Source organism: Streptomyces sp. ITFR-6 (assembly GCF_031844725.1).
Taxonomy (GTDB): Bacteria; Actinomycetota; Actinomycetes; order Streptomycetales; family Streptomycetaceae; genus Streptomyces.
The window spans coordinates 690,471-712,178 of record NZ_CP134612.1; the positions used below are offsets into that span (position 1 = coordinate 690,471).

The window sequence follows — 21,708 nt, forward strand, 5'->3', positions numbered from 1 at the left end:
GCGCCTGTTTCAGCGGGCGGGGGTGAGGCGGGCGACGAGGTGGAGCCGGTCGGCGTCGGCCGTGGTGTTCGGCAGGTCGCCCTCCCGCCATGGCGGCTCCGTACGGGGGCCGGGCCCGTCGTGCAGGGCGAGTGTTTCGAAGCCGTGGGCGGCGAGGACATGGCGCAGTTCCTGGGGGAAGAACAGCCGCCAGGCGGAGTGCTGTTCGACGGGTGGCGATCCGTCGTCGGCGGTCCATACCCGGGTGCGCCGCAGCAGTCGAGCGGTCCGGTCCACACGCAGCTCCGTGGTGGAGCGGTACGTGGTGCCCTGCCGGCTGAAGCCGTTGAAGGACGGCCGGTCCAGGAGTTCCGTACGGCCGAGGAAGAAGGCCCCGTTGCGCATCTCGGCGACGAGCAGCCCGCCGGGTGCCAGACAGCGGCGGCAGGAGCTCAGGAAGCCGTCGACCTCGTCGTTGGTGTGGCAGTACAGCAGGGCGCTGTCCAGGCACACCACCGCATCGAAGGGCGGTTCCGCGACATCGAATCCGCGCAGGTCCGCCCGGACGTACCGCGGACCGGGGTGGTGCTCGCGCGCATGGTCCAGCATCGCCTGCGAGAGATCCGCGCCGACGACGGTGCGGCCGGCCGCGTGCAGGTGCGCGGCGTCCCGGCCGGTACCGCATCCGAGGTCCAGGACGCGCGCACCGGCGCCGTGCCGCCTCAGGCAGTCCTCGGCCCAACGCCCCGCCAGACGCTCCTCGTCGGGGAACCGGGCTTCGTACAGGGCCGGGTTGTCGGTCAGCAGGTTCGTGCTGCTCATCCCGTCTCCTCAGGCCGGCGCCGGCAGCGGCGTCACTCGGGCGGGAAGCACACGTCGGTGGTGCAGCCATGCGACGCCGGTGGCGGAGGCCAGTCCGAGGGCCAGGCAGCAGGTCCAGGGCAGCCACGGCATTCCCGCGCCACGACCCGCGTCCATGGCCCAGCCGACCATCGCGTTGCCGACCGCCGCGGCGGTGCCGGAGAACGCGTAGAACAGACCGAAGTAGGTGCCGGAGAGCTCTGGGCGGCCGAAGTGGGCGATCAGCTCCATGACGAACGGCTGGGCGATCATGAGGCCCAGGTAGAGCAGCAGCGCCCCGGCCAGCACCGGCAGGGCGCCGAGCACCGCGTCACCCGCGCCGCCCCGGGCCGTGCCCCTCACCGTCATCGGCGGAATAAAGGCCAGCCCCATCAGCGTGAGCCCCACGCCGACCCATCTCGCCCGGCTGCCCGTGTTCTTCAGCGCCCGTGTGATGCGCAGTTGCAGCCCGAGGCCGGTGAGGGTGCCGACGAGGAGGACGAGACCGGCCGCGCCGTCCCAGCCGGTGGCCCGGCGGGCGCTGTCCGGCAGCAGCAGATACAGCTGGTTCTCCATGGTGAACATGCCGACCATGGCGAGGGAGAAGGCCACGAAGCCGCGGTTGCCGATCACCTCGTGCCAGTCCCCCAGGACGCTGTTCGTGGACGGTGTGATCGCTCGGGCGGGAAGCACGAGGGCCTGGGCGAGGGTGAGTACGGCGAAGATCGCGGCCGCGGTGAGCGCGGAGGTGCGGAAGTCGACCAGCAGCAGGGCGCTGCCGATCAGCGGGCCGATCAGGGCGCCGGTGGTCGCGAAGACGTTGAACAGGGCGAACGCCTCGGCCTTGCGCTCCCCCGCCTCCAGGGTGAGATACGCCCGTACGGCCGGGTTGAACAGCGCCCCGGCCAGACCGCTGAGCACGGACGCGGTCAGCAGCACGGTCAGTCCGTCGCCGAGGGCGAAGAGCCCGAAGCCGACGGTGCGCAGCGCGCATCCGGCGATGATGACGCCTCGCGCGCCCAGCCGGTCGGCCGCGGATCCGCCGATCAGGAACAGGCCCTGCTGGCTGAGGTTGCGTACGCCGAGCACGATACCGACGACGGTGGCCGACAGTCCGAGATCCTCGCTCAGGTGCACAGCGATATACGGGATGAGCAGGTAGAACCCGGTGTTGACGCCGAGTTGGTTGATCAGGAGCAGCCGTATCGCGAGGGGGACGCCGCGTATTTCGCGCCATGTCCTCACCGGGGGGCCTCCTCGGTGCGCGGGCGCACGCCGAGGCCGGGGCGGCTGCTGGTGCGTACGGTGCCGTCGGCGCCGCCGATGCCGGTCCACGGGTCGTGGGCGAGCAGCAGGTGTCCGTCGAGGTCGGTCCAGCGGGCCCGGCCGGCGAGGTGCACGGCGGGGGCGATCCCGAGCGTGCTGGCGGTCAGGCAGCCGAGCATCAGCTCCGTGCCGGTTCCCTCGATCAGTTCGGCGATCCGCAGTGCCGAGGTGACGCCGCCGCACTTGGCGAGCTTCACGTTGATGCCCTGGACCCGCCCGGCGAGGCGGCGGGCGTCCTCGTATCCGATCGCGTCCTCGTCGGCGATGACCGGCAGCGGTGAGCGTTGCGCGAGCCGGGCCAGCGCCTCGGGGTCGCCGGGTGGGACCGGCTGCTCCACGGCCTCGATCCCCAGTTCCGCGAGGCGGGGCAGGAGCCGCTCCGCGGTGTCGGGGGACCAGGCTCCGTTGGGGTCCAGAAGCAGCCGGGCGCGGGAGGCGGCGGCCCGTACGGCACGTACGCGGGTGAGGTCGTCCTCGGGGTCCGGGGCCCCGGCCTTGATCTTGAGGACCGTGAATCCGTCCCTTACGAGCCGGGCCGCCTCGGCCGCGGCCCGGTCCGGCGGCACGATGCCGATGGTGCGGCAGGTCGCGGCGGACTGCGGCCCGGGGGTGCCCAGCAGTTCGTGGACCGGGAGGCCCGCGCGCTTGCCCGTCAGATCGAGCAGCGCGCTCTCGACGGCGGCGCGCACGGCGGGCGGGGTGGGGCGGCTCGCGGTGCGCAGTTCCGCCAGGGCGCTCTCCGGTTCGGCGAAACGTGTCAGCCACAGGGACCCGGCGTGCAGCAGCCGCATCAGTGTGCCGGTGTCGAGGCCGTAGTACACGCTGCTGACGGCTTCTCCGCGGCCGGTCCGGCCTTCGTGTTCGATGAACAGCCAGACCGCGTCGCGGGCCGCCATCGTCGAGCGGGATATCCGCAGTGGCTCGGTGAGCTGGAGGCGCACGGTGCGCTGGGTGACCTTCACGGGCTCTCTTCCGGGCAGGGGGTCCGGCTGTGCGGCGGGGCGGTGACGGTGCGGCACCGGGTCCATCCGGTGGCCTCCACGGCCCGCGGATGGGCGATCTCGACGGGTCGCCTCGCCGCGGCGGCCAGGTCGATCCCGTGGGCGACGGCGAAGTCGTCGTCGTAGACGCTGCCGAGATAGCGGTGCGGACCGTCGGGGAAGACGGTGGCGACAACGGCTCCCGGATGGACGCGCGCGGCCCATGCGGCCACCAGCGCAACCGCTCCGGTGCTCCAGCCGCCGCTGACGAAGGCGCCCGCGGCCAGTCGGCGGCAGGCGTCCGCGGCTTCGGCCGGGCCGACCCAGTGGACTTCGTCGAACGCGTCGTGGACGACGTTGCGCGGGTGGATGCTGCTGCCCAGGCCGCGCATCACGCGCGGCCTGGCAGGCTGGCCGAAGATGGTCGAGCCGATGGCGTCCACGCCGATCAGCCGGACCCCGGGCCAGTGACGGCGCAGTGGACCGATGACTCCGGCGCTGTGGCCGCCGGTGCCGACGCTGCACACCAGGACGTCCAGATGGTCGAGCTGTACGGCCAGTTCGGCGGCGAGCGAGGCGTAACCAGCGATGTTGTCGGGGTTGTTGTACTGATCCGGCCAGTAGGCGTCCGGCAGCGAGGCCAGCAGTCCGCGCAGCCGGGTCAGCCGGGCGGCCTGCCAGCCCCCTTCGGCTGCCGGGCGGTCGACCAGCTCAAGCCGGGCGCCGTGGGCGTGCAGCAGCCGGCGCATCGAGGGCTCCAGCTCGGTGTCACCGACCAGCACGACCGGGTGGCCCAGGGCCTGCCCGGCGAAGGCCAGCCCGATGCCGAGGGTTCCTGATGTGGACTCCACCACCGGTGCTCCGGGCCGCAGTTCACCGCGCTCCTTGGCACCGAGCAGCATCGAGACGGCGGCGCGGGCCTTCATCCCGCCGACGCCGAGACCTTCGAGTTTGGCCCAGAATCCGGGCTGCGGGCAGGGCAGATCGACGGCGACGCGGGCGAGCGGGGTCCGGCCGACCAGGGCGAGCAGTTCCCTGTTGCCGACGGGGCTGAGGACGGCTGTGGTCACAGGGCGCCTCCCGGACGCTCGCCGCGGTACTGGTGGATGACGCCGGGCCCGCCGTCGAGCCAGAAGAAGGGGTACGGCTCCGCGGACACCGCGCTGACTCCGGCGCCGATGAGGCGCGGCAGCACCGCGCTGCCGGTCTGGGCGAACATCACCAGCGGTTTGCCGTGGCGCAGTGCGTGCTCGCGCAACGGCTCGAAGGTGCCGTTGCCGAGCGTCATGCCCGAGGCGAGGACGGCGTCACAGCGTTCCAGTTCTGCGAGTGCGTCGGTGCGTACCGGCTCGCCCCACTCGGTCGTGCCGCCCTTGAGGTCGCAGGGTATGCAGGTGAACCCGCGGTGCCGCAGTGCTTCCAGCAGCGAGTTGACCACGCCGACGACGAGCACGACCCGTCCCGGCGGGAGGTCGAGCAGACCGGTGACGGCCTTCGCCCGCGCCCGGGACTTCTCCAGCGACGTCCCGGCGGGAAGCGGACACGGTACGGAGCCGCTCGCCGGGCCGTGGGGAAGCACGTGCATCAGGTAGGCGTCCAGGGCGGCCACCCGTACCGCCGGCAGTTCGTGCGCCAGCAGCCGGGCCACATCCGATCCGACACAGTCGTCTACGGCACCGTCGGGAAGGGCGCCGGGCTCGACCGCGCACGAGCCGAGTGCCTCCGCCAGGCGCAGACTGAGCACTTCGTTGCGGTAGCCGAAGCTGCGCCCGTGGTGCCGCACGGCCTGGCGCGTGGTGAACGCCACGGCGATCCGCCGTGTCCTCGGGTCGGGGCCGAAGCGCCCGCAGAGCACGTCGTCGACGAGCTCCTGGTACGAGGCCGCGGTGGTGTGCGCGTGAGCGAGGGCGGTCATCGGCCGACCACCTTCGGGAGCAGAGCCGCGAGCAGCTTCTCGACCCGGTCGCGGGCCCCGAGGCCCGCGGCGTCGGAGACCATGACATGGCCCAGGTACTCGTTGTTGCTGGCCGCCGCCCTGACGGCCTTGCCGGGGCCGTCGAGCTGGAGTTCCAGCAGGCCCTCTGCCGTGCGGACGTCGTCGGCGCCGTCGATGGCGTCGAGCACTCCCTCGTTCTCCGGCAGCAGGAAGCCGATGGCCGCGCTGCGCAGTCCGGTGTCCCGGCGGCGCAGGTCCGGCTCGCGGCCGAGGGCCACGTCGACGCAGGCGGCGGCGAGGTCGATGCCCGTCACGTGGCGGACCAGTTCGGTGATGCGGTTTCCGGCGGGACGGGGGTTGACCTCCACCACCCGTGGCCCGGCGGCCGTCAGCTTGATCTCGGTGTGTGCCACGACCCCGTCGAGGCCGAGGGCGTTCAGCGCCTGAACGGCCGTCCGCTCAGCCGCCCGGCAGTCAGCCGCGTCGAGCGCGGCGGGGAACATATGACCCGTCTCGATGAACGCCGGGGCCCCACCGGTGCTCTTGTCGGTTACCCCGACCACCTGGGCCGTTCCGCCGGACGACACCGTCTCGACGCTGACTTCCGGACCCCGCAGCAACTCTTCGAGCAGAACCGCCGGTTCGCGGCGCTGGCCCCGTGCGTTGACCGGGAAGCCCGCGAGCGCCCGGTGTGCCTCCGCGAGCGCCGCCTCGTCGTCGACGCGTCGTACGAACATCCCGGCGCACAGGTCCACGGGCTTGAGCACGAGCGGGTAGCCGATCTCCCGCGCCGCGCCGACGGTCGCGGCCCAGTCCGCGCAGACCGCGAAGCGGGGCCCCGGCACACCGGCGGCGGCCAGGACACGACGGGTCGCGTCCTTCCGGCAGGCGTTCTCCACCGCCGCCGGGGAGGGGCCGGGCAGCCCGAGCCGTCCGGCGATACGCGCGGCCGCCGGGAGGTAGTAGTCGCAGGAGGTGATCACCCCGTCGAAGCGCAGCGCACCGTGGGCGCGCTCGATCAGCGGCAGCAGTGTCTCGGTCTCGTTGGTGTCGGCGGTCAGTACGTTGCGTGCCGCGAGCAGCGGGTGCACGGTGCCCTCGGGAGCGGCACGCAGGTAGTGGTGCAGATCGCGGGTGATGAAGGTGAAGTCGTGCCCGCCCTCGCGGATCGCTCTGGGCAACAGCCTGCTCATCGACCCGACCCAGCTCTCGACCATCAGCAGATGGGCCACGGATTCCTCGTCTCCATAGGCGGGTTGGACTCATGACGCCTCAGCGGCTCCCGACACGGGCCCGCTCGACTTGACGCGACCATACGCTATCGACAATCGTTTTCATTGTCATCTGAGTCCCCCTCGAAATCCCGGACGCGAGACCCCCGACATTCCCGATATCCCCCCCACAGGAGTCATCCCATGACCGAGACCCCGCAGGACGCCCCTCGCTCCCCCTTCAGCGTGCGTCCCGCCACCGCCGCCGACGCGGAAGGAGCGCGCCGGGTCATGCTCGACACGTTCTACCGGGAGTTCGGCTACGGCTACGTGCCCGAATGGCACCGCGACGTCGTCGACATCGAAGGCACCTACCTGGACGACACGCGGCATCTGCTGCTGGTCGCCGCGCTCGGTGACGAGGTGGTGGCCACGACCGGCGTGCGGTCGGCCGGCCCCGCTCATCCGCCGCACCCGCGCTGGCTCGCCGAGCGCTATCCGTCGGGCACGACCGCACAGATCGTCCGCGTCTACGTCGCACCGGAGCATCGGCGGCACGGCCTGGCACGCACCATGGTGCGCAGGGCCTGCGCCTTCGCCGCCGGCCAGGCGGGCTACGACAGCATCTACCTGCACACGAACGCACACGTGGAGGGAGCCGAAGCGTTCTGGCGGAGCATGGCCAAGGAGGTCTTCGACGCCCGGACCACCGGCGAGCACGGGCCCGGTGTGGGCACCGTGCACTTCGAGATCCCGATGCCGCGGTGACGCGACAGCCCCCCGGTCATCGGCACGGAGGTCCCCAGAAATGATCAAAGGCCGGTTTCGGATTACTCCGAAACCGGCCCTGAGCTGCGACTGTCTCCAGTCGGGACGACAGGATTTGAACCTGCGACCCCTTGACCCCCAGTCAAGTGCGCTACCAAGCTGCGCCACGTCCCGCTGCGGTTCCTCCCGGTGTTCCGGGCGGCCGCGCAGGACAAACATTACCTCACTCGGTGGACCGCATCGACGCCCGTGCCTGCTGGGCGCGGGTCGCCAGGGATTCCGCGCCGCAGGCCGTCGCCAGCTGGTACGCCCGCGCGAGCTCTCCCGGGGAGCGGGCCGCGATGCCGTGCTCGACGAGGGCGAGCGCGAACTCGTAGCCGGACGGGGACGCCTCCAGATGGCGGACCGCCTCGGCCAGCAGCTGTTCGGCCTCCTCCGGGCGGGCGAACAGCGCGACGCAGCGCAGTGCCTCACCGATCGCGGTCTCCGTTCCGAAGCGCTCGGCGTGCACCCGCGCGGAGTTGGCGATCCGGGCCGCACGGCCCGGGTCCTCCTCCGCCAGCGCGCGTGCCAGGTCGCCGGCCCAGGGTCCCCAGATGCCGTTGAACCTGCCGCGCGGTTCGAGGGCCCGGCCGGCCGCCTCCAGCTCGGTGACCGCTTCTTTCGTACGCCCCTCGGCCAGCAGCAGACGGCCCCGGACGCACGGGCCGTCGGGCAGCACCATGGCACTGGGATAGGGCGTACCGAAGTCGTACCGGTCCGCGATCTTGCGGGCCTCCGTGACCCGGCCGCGGGCCAGCAGCGTGTCGATGAGCAGACAGGCGGCGTCCCAGTGGACGGGCAGTCCGCTGCCGACCCGGTCGGCCAGGCGCAGGCCCTCGCGCAGGAATCCCTCGGCCTCCGCGAGACGCCCGCGACGGCGGTTGACCAGGCCGAGGAGGGTATGGGCGAAGGCCAGGTGGGCGCCGCTCCAGCCGGAGATCTCGAAGGCGCGCACCGCTTCACCGAAGAGCTCCTCCGCGCGGTCGAGCCGGTCGGTGAAGGCGTAGGTGATGCCGAGCAGGGTGGGGAGTTCGAAGCCCCATTCCGTGTCGGTCCAGCCGAGGCCCCGGGCCGGATGGCCGTTGACCAGGGCGCGTTCGCACAGGTCGACGATCAGCTGGGAGTTCTCGCCGCGCAGCATGGCGTCGAAGGCCCGCAGGGTGAGCAGGGCCCGCTCCGCGTTGTCCCGGCCGGTGAGGTGGTCGGCGTTGGCGGCGAGCCGGCGGGAGCGGCCCGGACCGTCGTCCTCGGTCGCCTGCATGCCCTCCCAGAGGAAGTGCGCCGCCTGGAGCCGCATCAGGCCGGGTCCCGGCGCGGTCCGCTCGGCCTCGGCCGCGAGGGCGAGCGCGGCTTCCTTCAGCTGGTTGTTGTGGGACAGCGCGGCGGCGAGCCGGAACGTGGCGTCGACCCGCAGATTGTCGGCGAGTCCCGGGAGGTCGAGCGCGGCACGCAGATGCCGCACCGTGGTGGGCGGCGAGCTGAGCAGCGTGGCACAGCCCAGCTCGTAGAGCAGGGTGGCGTGCACGTCCTGCCGCGGCGGTTCCTCAAGGGCCCGTTCAAGACAGCGGCGGGCCGCCTCCGGGGCACCGACGGCCAGGTGCTGTGCCGCGGCTGCCCGGAGTTGCTCGACGAGCTCGTGATCGTCGTCCGGATGGACTTCGAGCAGATGCCGGGAGGCAGCGGCGGGGCCGAGACCGGCCCGGGTGATGGCCCAGGCCGCCCGGCCGTGCATGGCGGTGCGGGTGGCCGGCGGAATCGAGCGGTACACGGCGGTGGCGATCAGCGGGTGGACGAACTCCAGCGGGTCGAAGCCGCTGACGATGCGGGCCTCGCGCAGCCGGGCCGTGCAGTCCGCCGCCTCCGCGGGGCTCATTCCGGCCAGCGTCGCGGCGAGGTCCTGGGAGATGTCGGTGCCGAGGACCGCGGCGGCCCAGGCGAAGCGGTTGGCGTTGGTGCCGAGCCGTTCGAGCCGGGCGACCAGTCCGCTGCCGCGGGCGGACGCGCCGAGTTCGCGCAGCAGCCCTGCGGACTCCTCCAGCGGGGCCAGCTCGCGGTCCTGGACCTTGGCGACGAGTTCGACCGCCTCGTACGGGTTGCCGCCGGTGACGGCCCAGACCTCACGGCAGAACGGGTCGTCCGCGTGTTCACCGAGGCCCGCGCGGACCAGTTCCGCGGTGGCGTCCGGGGTGAGGGCCCGCAGGGCGACCCGCACCTGCGCCGGATGCCCGCCCGCCGCGGTGCGCGCGGACTCCCGGGCGGCGAGCTCCTCGGGGCGGTGCGCCTGGACGACCAGGACGCGCAGTTCACCGAGCCGGGCGGTGAACGAGGCGAGCCAGGCGAGGGATTCGCCGTCGGCCCAGTGCGCGTCGTCGATGAGGAGCAGCAGCGGGCGGTGGCTCAGCCGGGAGGCGAGCCGTGAGACGACCCAGTCGAGGCCGTCGCGCACACCCTGCGGATCCGGCTGCGGGCCGGTCGGCTCGACGAGTCCGAGGGCGGGCGCGGTGATCTCGTACCAGGACCCGAAGAGGGCGCGTACGTCGTCGGCGGGGAGCTGTTCCAGTGCGGGCTGGAGCAGTTGGCGTACGACGTGGAACGGTACGGAGGTGACGGTCTCGCCGCCGCGTGCCGACCAGACGGTGCACCGGTCGGCCGCCATGGCCTGGATCTCGGCCAGCAGCGCTGTCTTGCCGATGCCGGCCTCGCCGCTGAAGATCAGCAGTCCGCCGGACGCCTGCGCGCCGCAGAGTGCGTCGACGGCGTGCGCGGCAGCGGCGATCTCCGGTTCGCGCTCGTACAGCGGCCGGGACGGTTGCATGCCTACCCTCCCCCAAAGTGGTACGGACAACTGTCGAGAGTAGTCGTGCGCGGGTGCCCACCGACAGTGCTTCGGGGAGTTCGCCGCAGGTGCGGGGCACAATCGAGGGGTGGACGAGACACGCAGGGACCGCGACACGGAAGGCAGGGCGCACAACGCGCGCCCCCGCGACGGGCTGGGGCGCCCCTTGCCGTACGGCTCACCGGGGGTGGAGCGGCAGCCGGAGGGAGTGGTCCGCTCCCCGCGGGAGACCGTGCGGGAGGCGCAGCGGCTGCTGGACGCCGGGATGCCGTTCCACGCCCATGAGGTCTTCGAGGACGCGTGGAAGTCGGGTCCGGTGGCCGAACGGGAGTTGTGGCGCGGGCTGGCCCAGCTGGCGGTCGGGCTGACCCATGCCGCCCGGGGCAATGTGACGGGCGGTGCGCGGCTGCTGCGGCGGGGCGCGGCGGCGCTCACGGAGTTCATGGACGGGTCGGAGTCCGTGGCGTCCGTGGACTCCGCCGACGGTGGTGCTCCGGCGCACGGGATCGAGGTCGGCGCGCTCACCGGCTGGGCGCGGGAGCTTGCCGGACGGGTGGAGGGGCCGGGTGCGGAGCCCGTCGATGCCGCTGCCGAGGCGCCACGGCTGCGGGGCGGCGGCCGGTAGCCCGGACGGTGGCGGGCACCGGGGGCGCGCGTCCTTTCCCTCCCCTTGACCGAGAGCGGTGAACAGGGCCGCGCGAAGCTATTACCATCCCGCGTCATGAGCACTTCTGACCAGGACCAGTCCGTCGACACCCCGATAGCCGCACCCGACGCCGAGGAGCGTCGGCTGACACCACGTCAGGCGAGACGGCTGCGCATCGTCCTGTCCTCGGTCGGCATGGCCGCGATGGCGGTTGTCCTGGGGCTGCGGATCGCGAGCCGGTCCTCCGTCCTGGTGGTCGGGGTGTACGGGCTGGCGCTGATCCTGTGCGGGATCGTGATCGAGCTCAGCCGGAACGGCCGTACTCGGCTGGGAAGTTGGCTGCTGGGGATCGGGCTTCTCGCGGCGATCGGTTCGGACTGGCTGCTGATTCCCTGACCCCGGGAGCGCCGCCGGCCCCCGCGCCCGGTCAGCGCATGCGGATCCGTACGGTGTCGCCGTGCGGGTCCGCCCGGTCCAGCCAGTCCGCGGACAGATGGAGGGGGACGCCGGGCCGGGCGGGAAGCAGCAGCCGCTGCCGGTGCAGCAGCCGCCCGCCCTGGCGGACCTCGAACAGCGGGGCGGCCCGGCGCCGCCCGGCGCGCAGGACGAAGCGGTTGTTCAGCGGCGGGTCCCCGTCGGGTCCGATGAGATTGGGCGCGATCCACATCAGCGGGGCCTCGACCGCGAGCGCCGTACGCCCGGTGGGCCAGGTTTCGGTGGCCAGGTAGCGCAGTACGGGGGCGGCGGCCGCCCGCCCCTCGGCCGCCGCGGTGGACGCGCTCTCCACCGCGTGCAGCAGATTCCCGATGGCGAAGACTCCGGGCTCGCCGGTCCGGTACGAGGCGTCGTGGGCGGGTCCGCGGGTCCCCGGATCCAGCGCGACCGCGCCGCGCCGGGCCAGTTCGTGGTCGGGGATCCAGTCGCCCGTGAAGACCACGGTGTCGCAGCGGAGCGTCGTGGTCCGACCGTCCTCGTGCCGCACCGTGACTCCGGTGAGCCGGCCGCGACCGGTCAGGCCGGTCACGGTGGTGCGGCTGAGCAAGGGTGCGGCTGGGCCCCGGCGCAGCGGGGCGAGGGGTCGCGGTGGACGGGCGGTCACCAGGGCGGCGACCTCGGCTCCGGCGACGCGCAGGGTGTCGGCCGCCGCGTGGGCGACGGGTTCGTCGCCGACGACCACCGCGCGGGTGCCGATGTGCTGGTGGTGGAGGTGGACGGCCTGCTGGAGCTCTCCGGTGGTGTAGACCCCCGCGGGGCGGCTGCCGGGGACGAGCCGGGCGCTGCGGGGGCGTTCCCTGGCGCCGGTGGCGAGGAGGACGGCGCGGGCGGTGATCCGTTCCAGTCCGCCGGGTCCGGTGACGTCGAGGGTGCGGGGTCCGGCCCAGCCGGTGACGGTGGTGCCGGTACGCAGGGTGGCGCCGGCCCGTTCGGCGGCGGCCACGCACCGCAGGGCGTACTCGGGGCCGCTCAGACCGCCGCCGCTGGTGGTGGTCCGGCGGCTGCCGAAGCCGCCGTGGTGGCAGTGGCGGGGGATGCCGCCCGCGCTCTGCTCGCGCTCCAGGGCCTCCACCGGTACCCCGGACGCGGCGAGTTCGGCCGCCGCGCCGAGTCCGGCCGGGCCCGCTCCGACGACCAGCACGTCGGCCGTCCGCTCGCGGCGGGTCATGTCCGCGTCCCCCCGGTCAGTGCGCGGAGCCGGGCTCCGCAGTAGAAGCCCTGGCAGCGGCCGTTGCCGGCCCGGGTCCTGCGCGCGAGTCCTTCGGCGGAGCGGGGCGGCAGTACGGAGTCCAGTGCGTCGCGGATCTCGCCCTCCGTGACGCGTTCGCAGTGGCAGACCACGGTGCCGTAGGCGGGATCCGCCGCGATGAGACCGGCGTCCAGGTAGGGGCGCTCTGTCGCCTCCCCCAGGCTCGGCATGGTGATGGGCGGCAGCTCGGCGGGGGCGCCCAGGTCGAGGCCGGCCCGTGCGAGCAGATCGGTGACGTGTGCGGCGATGGCCATGGAGGCGGTCAGCCCGGTGGACCTGATGCCGCCCACGGCGACGTAGCGCAGCTCGGGGTACTCCTTGATCCGGTAGTCCTCGTGGCCGGTGGCCGCCCGCAGCCCCGCGTAGACGGCGGTGACCTCCTCGTCGGTCAACTGAGGCAGGATGCGGCGGCCCTTCGCCCGCAGCAGCGCGAGTCCGTCCTCCGTCGACTCGGTGGCGGCCTTGTCGTCGAGCTCCTCCGCGGTGGGGCCGAGCAGCACGTTGCCGAAGACGGTCGGTGCCACCAGGACACCCTTGCCTGCGGCGGTGGGGACGGGGAGCAGGATGTGGCGGACGAGATCGCGGGCGAGCTTGTCGTAGACGATGAGCTGTCCGCGGCGCGGTGTGACGGTGAAGGCGTCGTGCCCGAGGAGGCGGTCGATCTCGTCGGCGTGCAGTCCGGCGGCGTTGATCAGCGCCCGGGTGCGGAGCGGGCCGCGGGTGGTGGTCAGGGTGTGGATGCCGGTGCCGGGTCCGCTGCGGGGCTCAGTGCCGGGCTCGATGGCCGTGACGCGGCAGTCCAGGTGGAGGTGGACGCCGGCCAGGACCGCCTGGGTGGCGAAGGCGAGCGGGGTGGTCCACGGGCAGATGACGGATTCGTCGGGAATCTCCAGCGCACCGAGCGCGCCCGGCCCCAGGTGCGGTTCGAGCGCGGCGAGCCGGTTCGCGTCCAGCAGCCGGGCCGCGTGGTAGCCGTTGCTCTCGGCCTTGGCCAACAGGCCCGGGAGTGCGTCGAGTTGTTCCTGGTCCCAGGCGACGAGGAGGGCGCCGACGCGTTCGACGGGGATGCCGGTCTCGGCCGCGTACGCGGCGAGCCGGCGCTGGCCCTCGCGGACCAGCCGGGCCTCCAGTGAACCGGGCACGGCGTCGAACCCGGTGTGCAGGATCGCGGTATTGGCCTTGGACGTGCCGTTGCCGATGTCGTCCGAGGCCTCGACGAGCGCGGTGCGGACGCGGTGGCGGGCCAGTTCACGGGCGATGGCGGTGCCGACCACTCCGGCGCCGATGACCGTGACGTCGTAGTCCTGGCCGTCGGGCAGCGGCTGCCCGGCCCTGGTGACGGTCCGGCTCATCGGCCGGTCCGGGAAGCGGTCACGACCGCTCCAGCAGGGTGCCGACAGCCGCCCGGAATCCGGCGAGCCGCTCTGCGGCCTCCTCGGGGCCGATCCTCGGCTCGTACACCGCGGCCGGCTCCCAGTCGGGCACCGCCCGGCGCAGCGATAGCCCGGGATCGAGGCCGAGCCGGGCCACGGCGCCCACGCCGAGCGCGGTGACGTCGGGCAGCGCGGACACCTCGACGGGCCGTTGCAGCAGATCGGCCTGGGTCTGCATGAGCAGTGCGGAGCGGGTCAGCCCGCCGTCGACGCGCAGTACCCCGGGCCGCTCCCCCAGATCGGCCGCCACCGCTTCGGTCAGTTCGGCCACCTGCGCGGCGATGCCCTCGCACAGCGCCCGCACCAGGTGTCCCGCGGTGGTGTCCAGGCTCAGTCCGGTCACCGAACCCCGGAGGTCTCCGCGCCACCAGGGGGCGGCGAGTCCGGCGAGTGCCGGGACGAAGGTGACGCCTCCGGAGTCGGGGACGGAGCCGCCGACCGGGTCGAGGTCCGCGGCGCCGGAGATCACCTTGAGGTCGGTGAGCCAGCGCACGGCGGAGGCCGCCGTGTAGACCTGCCCGTCCAGGCAGTAGCTGGTCCGCCCGCCGAGCCGCCAGGCCACGCAGCTGACCAGCCCGGTGGAGCTGCGGCGCGGCACCGGGCCCGTCTGGGCCAGCAGGAACGCGCCGGTGCCGTAGGTGCACTTGGCGGTGCCGGGCTCCAGCGCGCTCTGGGCCAGCAAGGCGGCCTGCTGATCGACGAGGAGGCCGGTCAGCGGCAGCTCGGGCCCGAACGCGGTCGTCGTCCCGAACGCTCCGGCGGCGTCGACCACCGACGGCAGCCGTTCGTCCCCGAGACCGAAGATGTCCAGTGCGGCGGGTGACCAGCCGACCCGGTCGAGGTCGAGCAGCTGGGTGCGTCCGGCAGTCGCGGCGTCCGTGACGAACGCACCGGTGAGCCGGTGGACGAGCCAGGAGTCGCTGGTGGTGACGGCTCCCTCGCGGGTCAGTTCGCGACGGATCCAGGCCATCTTCGGCGCGGCGAAGTAGGGATCGAGGGGCAGTCCGGTGAGCTCTCTCAACTCCTCCTCATGTTCCGCGAGTTCCGCACACAGACCGGCGGAACGGCGGTCCTGCCAGACGATCGCCTCGGTGAGCGGTCTGCCGGTCACCGGGTCCCAGGCGAGCACGGTCTCGCCCTGATTGGCGAGGCCGACGGCGACGGCCGGTTCGCCCGCCTCGGCCAGGGCCCGCCGTCCGGCTTCGACGACCGAATCGAACAGCTCGGCCGGGTCCGTCTCGACCACTCCGCCGGAACCGAACCGGGGGCGTACCGGCGCCGAAGCGGAACCGATCACGCCCCGCTCCGGACAGATCACCAGCGCCTTGGTGCCGGAGGTCCCCTGGTCCACGGCGAGTACCGGCCCTGTCATCGGCTCTCCAGCGGTACGCAAGCTCCGGCGCTTGAACGGAATCGTGATCTTCGGTGGCGGGACCCCAGAGTGGTGCAGCCCAGCGGTTGAGTCAAGCACCCCGAATACGTATGTCCGGAACCGCCCTTTGAAGCCCAAGCTCCCCTTTGCTGACGTGACTTGAAGAAGATCCACGATTCATTCGGGGGTTCGGCGCAATGGGCTCTACACTCACCGCCGAACAACAACTGGACGCTTTACAGCAGTTCATATTTCAACAGCTGCTTCACCCCCACATCCTTGAGGATCGATGAGAACGACACCATGCCCAGAGCACGTCCATGGCCAACAGTGATTTCCGGCCGGTCTACCATCCGGCCGGCCACGACAACGAACTCCGTTCCGCGTTACAGGACTTACGGACGGGACGCTGGCTCTCCATGCGCGATCTGCTGGAGAGCACCCCGGACTGGACCCTGTGGACCCAGCGCACCCAGGTGCTCGGAGCCGTCGCCGCGGGCTCGGACGCGGTACAGGCCTGGCTGACCGAGGAGCCCCGCAGCGTCGCGGCCACCGTGATGCACGCCCGGGTCGTCGTGGAACGGGCCGTCCGGGCCCACCGCGAAGGGCACGGCCGCGCACAGGAGCTGTGGCAGCAGGCCTGGGAGGCCTGCCGCTCTGCCGCCCACGCCTCGCCCGCCGACCCGGTCCCCTGGGTGTGCCTGCTGGCCCTCTCCCAGCTGGACGAGCGCCAAAGGCTGGAGGAGCACCGGCTGCGTCCGCCGGGGCCCATGCTCTTCCCCGGCCCCTGGGGCCTGCTGGCGGAGGCGGACAGACGCGATCCGTACAACCGCGAGGCGTACCACCGGATGCTCCAGTTCGTATACGCGCGCAAGGCAGGCGGTTCCCTCTCCGAAGCGGTCAACTTCGTTCAGTGGGCGGCCTCCTCCGCGCCGGAAGGGTCCGCGCTCCATGTGCTTCCGCTGTATGTGCGGGTCGAGCGCTACCGGCGCGAACGCGGCCACGAGAAGGCCCTGGACCTGCACTGGGTGACCGAGGACGCGGAGCGCGACGCCGTCCGCGCTCTGGAGATCTGGTTCCTGCGCACGCCCGCGGCCGGCCATACGCTGCTCGACCTCAACCATCTGGCGCACGCCCTGTGGGGGGCGCTCAAGTTCGCCGACGCGGCACCGGTGTTCAGGGAGCTGGGCCCCTACTTCACCTCGGTGCCCTGGGCGTACCGCACCCGCGGCCCCAAGGACCCCGGCGGCGCCGAGGAAGTCTTCCTGCGCGCCCGCGGCCGCGCCCTGGCCGCGGTCCGCGACCCCGGCAGAGGACCGCACGGCTGAGCGGGCACCCGCACCGCCCTTCCGCGCGCCCGCGCCGTCCCTTCCCTGTCCCCCGCACACCGTCCCCCGCACCATCACCGCTCACGGAGGTCCCTCCCATGTCCATATCCACCTCGCCCCACACGGGTTCCGAGGCCAACACGCCGAAGGACGAGGAGCAGCGGCTGCGCGAGCTGGGCTACCAGCCGGTGCTCGCACGCCGGATGGGCGGCTTCGGCAACTTCGCCATCAGCTTCTCCGTCATCTCGATCCTGTCCGGCTGCATGACGCTGTACGGCTTCGGCATGTCGACGGGCGGGCCCGCGGTGATGCTGTGGGGCTGGGCCGGTGTCGGCCTGTTCGTGCTCTGCGTGGGCATGGCGCTCGCCGAGGTCACCAGCGCGTACCCGACCTCCGGAGCGCTGTACTACATGGCGGACCGGCTCGGCGGCCGCAAGTGGGGCTGGTACACGGGCTGGCTGAATCTGCTCGGACTGCTCGGCGCGATCGCCGGCATCGACTACGGTGCCGCGCTGTTCACCGGGGCACTGATAAATCTCCAGTGGGGGTTCGCCCCCACTCCGGGCAAGACGATGGTCATCTTCCTCTGCATCCTGCTGCTGCACGCCGTGCTGAACCTCTTCGGTGTGCGGCTCGTCAGCGTGCTCAACTCGATCAGCGTGTGGTGGCACCTGGCCGGTGTCGCGGTGATCGTCTCGGTGCTGGCGATCGTGCCCTCGCACCACCAGTCGCCGTCCTTCGTCTTCACCGAGTTCGTCAATGACACCGGCTGGGAGAACCCGCTCTACGTGGCGGCGATCGGCCTGCTGCTGGCCCAGTACACCTTCTGCGGCTACGACGCCTCGGCCCACCTGTCGGAGGAGACCTCGAACGCCTCGGTCTCCGCGGCCCGCGGCATCGTCCGCTCGATCTGGGTCTCCTGGGTGGCCGGCTTCGTCCTGCTCGCCGGGCTGACCTTCGCGATCCAGGACTACGCGGGCACCCAGGACAGCGCCACCGGGGTGCCGCCCGCCCAGATCCTGATCGACGCGCTGGGCACCTCGGGCGCCACGGCCATGCTGCTGATCGTGATCGCGGCGCAGCTGTTCTGCGGCAACGCCGAGGTCGCCGCCGCCAGCCGGATGGTGTTCGCCTTCAGCCGGGACAACGCGCTGCCCGGCTCCGCGCTGTGGCGCAAGGTGAGTGCCCGCACCCAGACACCGGTGAACGCGGTGTGGCTGTCGGTCGTCGTTGCCGGACTGCTCGCCGTTCCGTCGCTGTACTCCGCAACCGCGTACGGCGCGGTGACCGCGATCAACGTCATCGGCATCACACCCGCCTACGCCATCCCGATCTTCCTGAAGCTGCGTGCCGGTGACCGCTTCGAGCGCGGGCCGTGGCACCTGGGCCGCTGGTCGAAGCCGGTCGGCTGGATCGCCGTGGTGTGGGTCTCGATCGTCACCGTGCTGTTCCTGCTGCCGCAGTCGTCCCCGGTGACGATCGACTCGATGAACTACGCCTCGATCGCGCTGGTCGCCGTGCTGGTACTGGCCACCGTGTGGTGGTTCGTCGCTCGGCGTTCGTACAGCACGCCGTCGGCGTACGGCAACGCCCGTGAGCAGGCGGAGATCGAGGAAGGCATCATCTGACGCCTCGGCGCGTCGCTGAACTGACGGCGACCCTTGCGGATCACCACGATCCGGAAGGGCCGCCGTCAGTTCAGCAGCAGTTGCAGGCCGCCCAGCACGGTCGCGCCGATGACCAGGCGTTCGAAGAGCGTCTGGTTGATCCGGTCCACACACGTGCGGCCGATCCAGGCGCCGGGCAGCACGAACAGCAGCATGCAGGCGTCGAGCAGCAGCGAGCGCCCGTCGATCAGTCCGAGGCCCACGCTGAACGGCACCTTGGACGTGTTGACGATCAGGAAGAACCACGCGGAGGTGCCGAGGAAGCCGAGCTTGCGGAATCCGGCGGAGAGCAGATAGAGCGACATGACCGGGCCACCCGCGTTGGCGACCATGGTGGTGAAGCCGCCGAGCACCCCGTACGAGCGGGCCTTCAGCCGCTCCGCCGTGTCCGGCGGGCCCGCGTCCGCCGAGGGCTCCCCGCTCCCGGCGGCGGTGCGGCGGCGGCGCCAGATCGTGACGCCCGCCATGAAGAGCAGGATCGCCCCGATCGAGGTGCGTACGGCGGCGTCGCCCGCCCACATCATGAACAGCGTGCCCGCCACCACGCCGACGGCGACGGCGGGAAAGAGCCGCAGCAGCGTCGGCCAGTGCGCGTGGCGGCGATAGGTGAGCACGGCGAGCACATCGCCGGCGATGAGGATCGGGAGCAGCACTCCGGTGGACTCGCGGGCGGGGAGTACCGCCGCGAAGACCGCGAGACTGATCGTGTTGGCACCGCTGACGGCCGTCTTGGAGAAGCCGACGAGCGCGGATGCCGCGGCCAGTGCCGCCAGTTGCCAGAGAGTGAGAGTGTCCATGCCGAAAACAGATCGTAATCTGTGATGATTTTCGGCCTTTACCCAGCTGGGGAGGCGGCATGGCTATGCTGCGCTCCAAGCGCTCACTGGAAGCGTTCAAACGAACAACGCGCAGCGGTACGGCAGGGGGCCAGCAGCATGCGGGAGCCGGTTGAGCTCAGGCGTCAGCGGATCATGTCGGTGGTGGAGTCGCGGGGACCGGTCAAGGTCAGCGTGCTCGCCGCGGAACTGGACGTCTCGGTGGTCACGGTCCGGCGTGACGTCGAGGAGCTGACCCGGGCCGGGCGGCTGCGGCGCGGTCACGGCGTGGCCAGGCCGCTGCGGGAACCGGCGGGCGCCGCGCCCGCACCGGCCGTGCGGGGCGACGGGCCGGCCGCTGAGGGCGGGGCGGTCGCGCTGGTCGTGCCGGAGCGGCATTCGTACCTGTACGAGACGCTGCACGGCGCTCGGAGCGTGCTGGAGGAGGCCGGGATCCGGATCGCGCTGCACATCGCACCGCAGTCGGCGGGAGCCGAACGGCCGCTGGTGGAACGGGCGCTGGCGGACGGGGCGCGCGGGCTGCTGATCGCCCCGCGATGGCGCCACGCGCTCTCCGAGGAGCTGGACTACGGCTGGCTGGCGGACGTGGGGGTGCCGACCGTGCTGATGGAGCGACGGCCCCGGCCGGGCAGCGCGCTGCACGCCCTGGACTCCGTCTGCTCCGACCACTGGTACGGGGTGCACCTGGCCGTGGAGCACCTGGTGGCGCTGGGCCATCGCCGGATCGTGCTGGCCGCCCGCGACGACAGCCCGACGGCCCGCACGGTGCGTGCCGCGTTCGCCGGGATCGCGGCCGGGCGCCCCGAGGTGGAGGACTGGACGGTCGTGCTCAGCTCATCGAACGCGGTGCCGGGCCCGGGTCCGGACGAGGCGGGGCAGGCGCCGCCCGTCTCCCCCGGGAGCGCGGGCCACGCGCCCGACCTGGCCGCCCTGCTGCGCGAGCGCGGGGCCACGGCGGCGGTGCTGCACGGCGACGTGGACGCGCTGATGCTGGTGCAGCGCCTGGCCGAGAACGGCGTGCGCGTGCCCGGGGACTGCTCGGTGGTGGCGTACGACGATGTGGTCGCGGCCCTCGGCAGCACGCCGCTGACCGCGGTGTCGCCGCCCAAGGCGGAGATCGGCAGGGCGGCCGCCGAGCTGCTGCTCCACCGGCTCTCCGGCGCGGCCGGGGCGGCCGGACCGGTGCGCCGGACGGAGCTGCTGCCGGAGTTGAAGGTCCGCGGATCGGCCCAGGCGGTCACTCTCACCACAGAGTGAGCGTTTGACCGCTTTAATTTTCTTCTGAGCGATCTATTGACCGTTACCGATCAGCCGAACAGGATTCCCCGTGTCCTCATTCAGGAGCCGCGGGAGGCGCCCATGCCCGGTCGACAGAGCCGTCGATCCATGCTCGCCACGATGGCCGCAGTACCGCTGGCGGGCGCCCTGGGCGCCTGCAGCGGTGGCGCATCGGGGTCGAAGAGCACGAGCAGGACCAGCAAGGCCGGCGGGACCGGCGGCAACGCCACGCACATCACCTTCTGGTCCGCGCTGCGCGGCAGCAAGGAGGTGGTGGACGCGTTCAACCGGACGCACCGGACGATCCAGGTCGACTTCCAGCAGATACCCTCCGGTCCCCAGGGCGGTTACGCGAAACTCAGCAACGCCTCCCGGGCCGGGAACGCCCCGGACGTCGCGACGATCGAGTACCCCCAGATCCCCGGTTTCGCCATCGACGGGGTCGCCCTGGACGTCACGGACATGCTGAGCGATGGCCTGCGCGCCAAGCTGCTGCCGCAGGCGCTGGGGCTCACCACGTTCGAGAAGCGCGTCTTCAGCCTGCCGCTCGACGTCGAACCGATGGTGATGCACTACCGCAGCGACCTTTTCGCGGAGTACGGCATCGAAGTCCCGCGCACCTGGGAGGCGTTCGAGGAGGCGTCCCGCACCGTTCGGGACAAGGCGCCCGGCCGCAGGCTGTCGGCGTTCGCCACCGACGGCGCCTTCCAGTTCGCCTCCTTCGCCTGGCAGGCCGGTGGCCAGTGGTTCGACACCCGCGGCGGCGCCTGGAACGTCTCGCTGGCCGACGCACCGACCCGCCGGGTGGCGGCGTACTGGCAGCGGATGATCGACGACGACCTGGTCGTCATGAGCCCGGTCGACAGCAGGGCCTACGACGCCCAGGTCAGCTCCGGCGAGGTCCTGGTCCGGTTCACCGGCGCCTGGGACGCCGGGGCGCAGATGAACGCCAGGCCCGGCCAGAAGGGCAAGTGGGCCATCGCGCCGCTCCCCCAGTGGGCCGGAGCGGAGCCGGCGCTCGGCACCCACGGCGGATCGACGTTCGCGGTCACCAGCAGCAGCGACCACCCGGAAGCCGCGCTGGAGTTCATCGACTGGCAGGTAGCGCACCCCGACGCGCTGCTGGCCCGGCTCTCCAGCGGAGCCAGCAGCCAGTACCCGGCCGCCCCCGGCCTCGTCGCCGTCGGCCGCAAGGCCTTCGACCGCGCCTACTACAGCGGCCAGGACATCTACACGCTCTTCGACCGGGAGGCCCACAAGATCCGGGACGGCTGGACGTGGGGACCCAGGATGACCGCCACCCAGAAGGTCATGCAGGACGGCTTCGCCCGGGTCGGCGGCGGCCAGGGCTCGGTGATCGAGTCCGTGCGCGCCGCCCAGCGGGGCACGATGCCCGACCTCAGGGCGCTTGGCCTGTCCACCACAGAAAACAGCAGCTGAGCAGCTGATCCGCGGCCCCTCCCCGTACCCGGCAGCAGACCAGCAG

At 72.4% G+C, this 21,708-nt stretch carries 18 protein-coding genes and 1 tRNA gene; 7 read left to right on the forward strand and 12 right to left on the reverse strand.

Going from position 1 to position 21,708, the window contains the following annotated elements:
- Positions 1–9: 9 nt before the first annotated feature.
- From RLT59_RS02965 to RLT59_RS02990, 6 genes are read right to left on the reverse strand one after another with little or no spacing between them, the layout of a single operon-like run.
- Positions 10–801: a class I SAM-dependent DNA methyltransferase gene (locus RLT59_RS02965; protein WP_311301900.1), complete on the reverse strand. Its 792-nt coding sequence runs from the start codon at positions 799–801 to the stop codon at positions 10–12.
- A 9-nt stretch (positions 802–810) separates the two neighbouring features.
- Complete coding sequence (locus RLT59_RS02970; RefSeq protein WP_311301901.1) at positions 811–2,064, reverse strand: MFS transporter; 1,254 nt, start codon at positions 2,062–2,064, stop codon at positions 811–813.
- Positions 2,061–3,107, reverse strand: coding sequence for a dipeptide epimerase (locus RLT59_RS02975; RefSeq protein WP_311301902.1), 1,047 nt, complete (start codon positions 3,105–3,107; stop codon positions 2,061–2,063). The genes RLT59_RS02970 and RLT59_RS02975 overlap by 4 nt, the downstream gene beginning before the upstream one ends.
- On the reverse strand, positions 3,104–4,195 hold the full coding sequence (locus RLT59_RS02980; protein WP_311301903.1) for a PLP-dependent cysteine synthase family protein: 1,092 nt from the start codon (positions 4,193–4,195) through the stop codon (positions 3,104–3,106). The genes RLT59_RS02975 and RLT59_RS02980 overlap by 4 nt, the downstream gene beginning before the upstream one ends.
- The gene (locus tag RLT59_RS02985; RefSeq protein WP_311301904.1) at positions 4,192–5,040 is read right to left on the reverse strand and encodes a Rossmann-like domain-containing protein; all 849 of its coding nucleotides are present in this window, start codon (positions 5,038–5,040) and stop codon (positions 4,192–4,194) included. Before RLT59_RS02985 ends, RLT59_RS02980 begins: the two co-directional genes overlap by 4 nt.
- Positions 5,037–6,293, reverse strand: coding sequence for an ATP-grasp domain-containing protein (locus RLT59_RS02990; protein ID WP_311301905.1), 1,257 nt, complete (start codon positions 6,291–6,293; stop codon positions 5,037–5,039). The genes RLT59_RS02985 and RLT59_RS02990 overlap by 4 nt, the downstream gene beginning before the upstream one ends.
- Before the next feature lie 183 nt (positions 6,294–6,476).
- On the opposite strand from RLT59_RS02990, the gene RLT59_RS02995 reads away from it, so the two are divergent.
- On the forward strand, positions 6,477–7,040 hold the full coding sequence (locus tag RLT59_RS02995) for a GNAT family N-acetyltransferase (protein ID WP_311301906.1): 564 nt from the start codon (positions 6,477–6,479) through the stop codon (positions 7,038–7,040).
- A gap of 100 nt (positions 7,041–7,140) precedes the next feature.
- Here RLT59_RS02995 and RLT59_RS03000 read toward each other — a convergent pair.
- Positions 7,141–7,214, reverse strand: a tRNA-Pro gene (locus RLT59_RS03000).
- Positions 7,215–7,263: 49 nt separating this feature from the next.
- Positions 7,264–9,897, reverse strand: coding sequence for an ATP-binding protein (locus RLT59_RS03005; protein WP_311301907.1), 2,634 nt, complete (start codon positions 9,895–9,897; stop codon positions 7,264–7,266).
- A 109-nt stretch (positions 9,898–10,006) separates the two neighbouring features.
- On the opposite strand from RLT59_RS03005, the gene RLT59_RS03010 reads away from it, so the two are divergent.
- A complete protein-coding gene (locus RLT59_RS03010; protein WP_311301908.1) occupies positions 10,007–10,543 on the forward strand; it encodes a DUF309 domain-containing protein in 537 nt (178 codons plus the stop codon).
- Between the two features lie 96 nt (positions 10,544–10,639).
- Positions 10,640–10,960 carry a hypothetical protein gene (locus RLT59_RS03015; protein ID WP_311301909.1) on the forward strand — a complete coding sequence of 107 codons (321 nt, stop codon included), beginning with the start codon at positions 10,640–10,642 and terminating at the stop codon, positions 10,958–10,960.
- Between the two features lie 31 nt (positions 10,961–10,991).
- On the opposite strand, the gene RLT59_RS03020 is transcribed toward RLT59_RS03015, so the two are convergent.
- From RLT59_RS03020 to RLT59_RS03030, 3 genes are read right to left on the reverse strand one after another with little or no spacing between them, the layout of a single operon-like run.
- Positions 10,992–12,227: an NAD(P)/FAD-dependent oxidoreductase gene (locus tag RLT59_RS03020; RefSeq protein WP_311301910.1), complete on the reverse strand. Its 1,236-nt coding sequence runs from the start codon at positions 12,225–12,227 to the stop codon at positions 10,992–10,994.
- Positions 12,224–13,660: an NAD(P)/FAD-dependent oxidoreductase gene (locus tag RLT59_RS03025; RefSeq protein ID WP_311301911.1), complete on the reverse strand. Its 1,437-nt coding sequence runs from the start codon at positions 13,658–13,660 to the stop codon at positions 12,224–12,226. The genes RLT59_RS03020 and RLT59_RS03025 overlap by 4 nt, the downstream gene beginning before the upstream one ends.
- A 19-nt stretch (positions 13,661–13,679) precedes the next feature.
- Positions 13,680–15,113 carry an FGGY family carbohydrate kinase gene (locus RLT59_RS03030; protein WP_311301912.1) on the reverse strand — a complete coding sequence of 478 codons (1,434 nt, stop codon included), beginning with the start codon at positions 15,111–15,113 and terminating at the stop codon, positions 13,680–13,682.
- A gap of 320 nt (positions 15,114–15,433) precedes the next feature.
- On the opposite strand from RLT59_RS03030, the gene RLT59_RS03035 reads away from it, so the two are divergent.
- The gene (locus RLT59_RS03035) at positions 15,434–16,441 is read left to right on the forward strand and encodes a hypothetical protein (RefSeq protein ID WP_311301913.1); all 1,008 of its coding nucleotides are present in this window, start codon (positions 15,434–15,436) and stop codon (positions 16,439–16,441) included.
- 98 nt (positions 16,442–16,539) lie between these two features.
- Entirely contained in the window at positions 16,540–18,069 is a 1,530-nt protein-coding gene (locus RLT59_RS03040) for an amino acid permease (RefSeq protein WP_311301914.1), read from the forward strand.
- 65 nt (positions 18,070–18,134) lie between these two features.
- Here the strand turns inward: RLT59_RS03040 and RLT59_RS03045 are convergent, their stop codons facing one another.
- Entirely contained in the window at positions 18,135–18,905 is a 771-nt protein-coding gene (locus tag RLT59_RS03045; protein WP_311301915.1) for a sulfite exporter TauE/SafE family protein, read from the reverse strand.
- 138 nt (positions 18,906–19,043) lie between these two features.
- On the opposite strand from RLT59_RS03045, the gene RLT59_RS03050 reads away from it, so the two are divergent.
- Together RLT59_RS03050 and RLT59_RS03055 are read left to right on the forward strand one after the other, a co-directional pair.
- The gene (locus tag RLT59_RS03050; RefSeq protein ID WP_311301916.1) at positions 19,044–20,201 is read left to right on the forward strand and encodes a substrate-binding domain-containing protein; all 1,158 of its coding nucleotides are present in this window, start codon (positions 19,044–19,046) and stop codon (positions 20,199–20,201) included.
- A 102-nt stretch (positions 20,202–20,303) separates the two neighbouring features.
- The gene (locus RLT59_RS03055; RefSeq protein WP_311301917.1) at positions 20,304–21,662 is read left to right on the forward strand and encodes an ABC transporter substrate-binding protein; all 1,359 of its coding nucleotides are present in this window, start codon (positions 20,304–20,306) and stop codon (positions 21,660–21,662) included.
- The last annotated feature ends 46 nt before the right edge of the window (positions 21,663–21,708 follow it).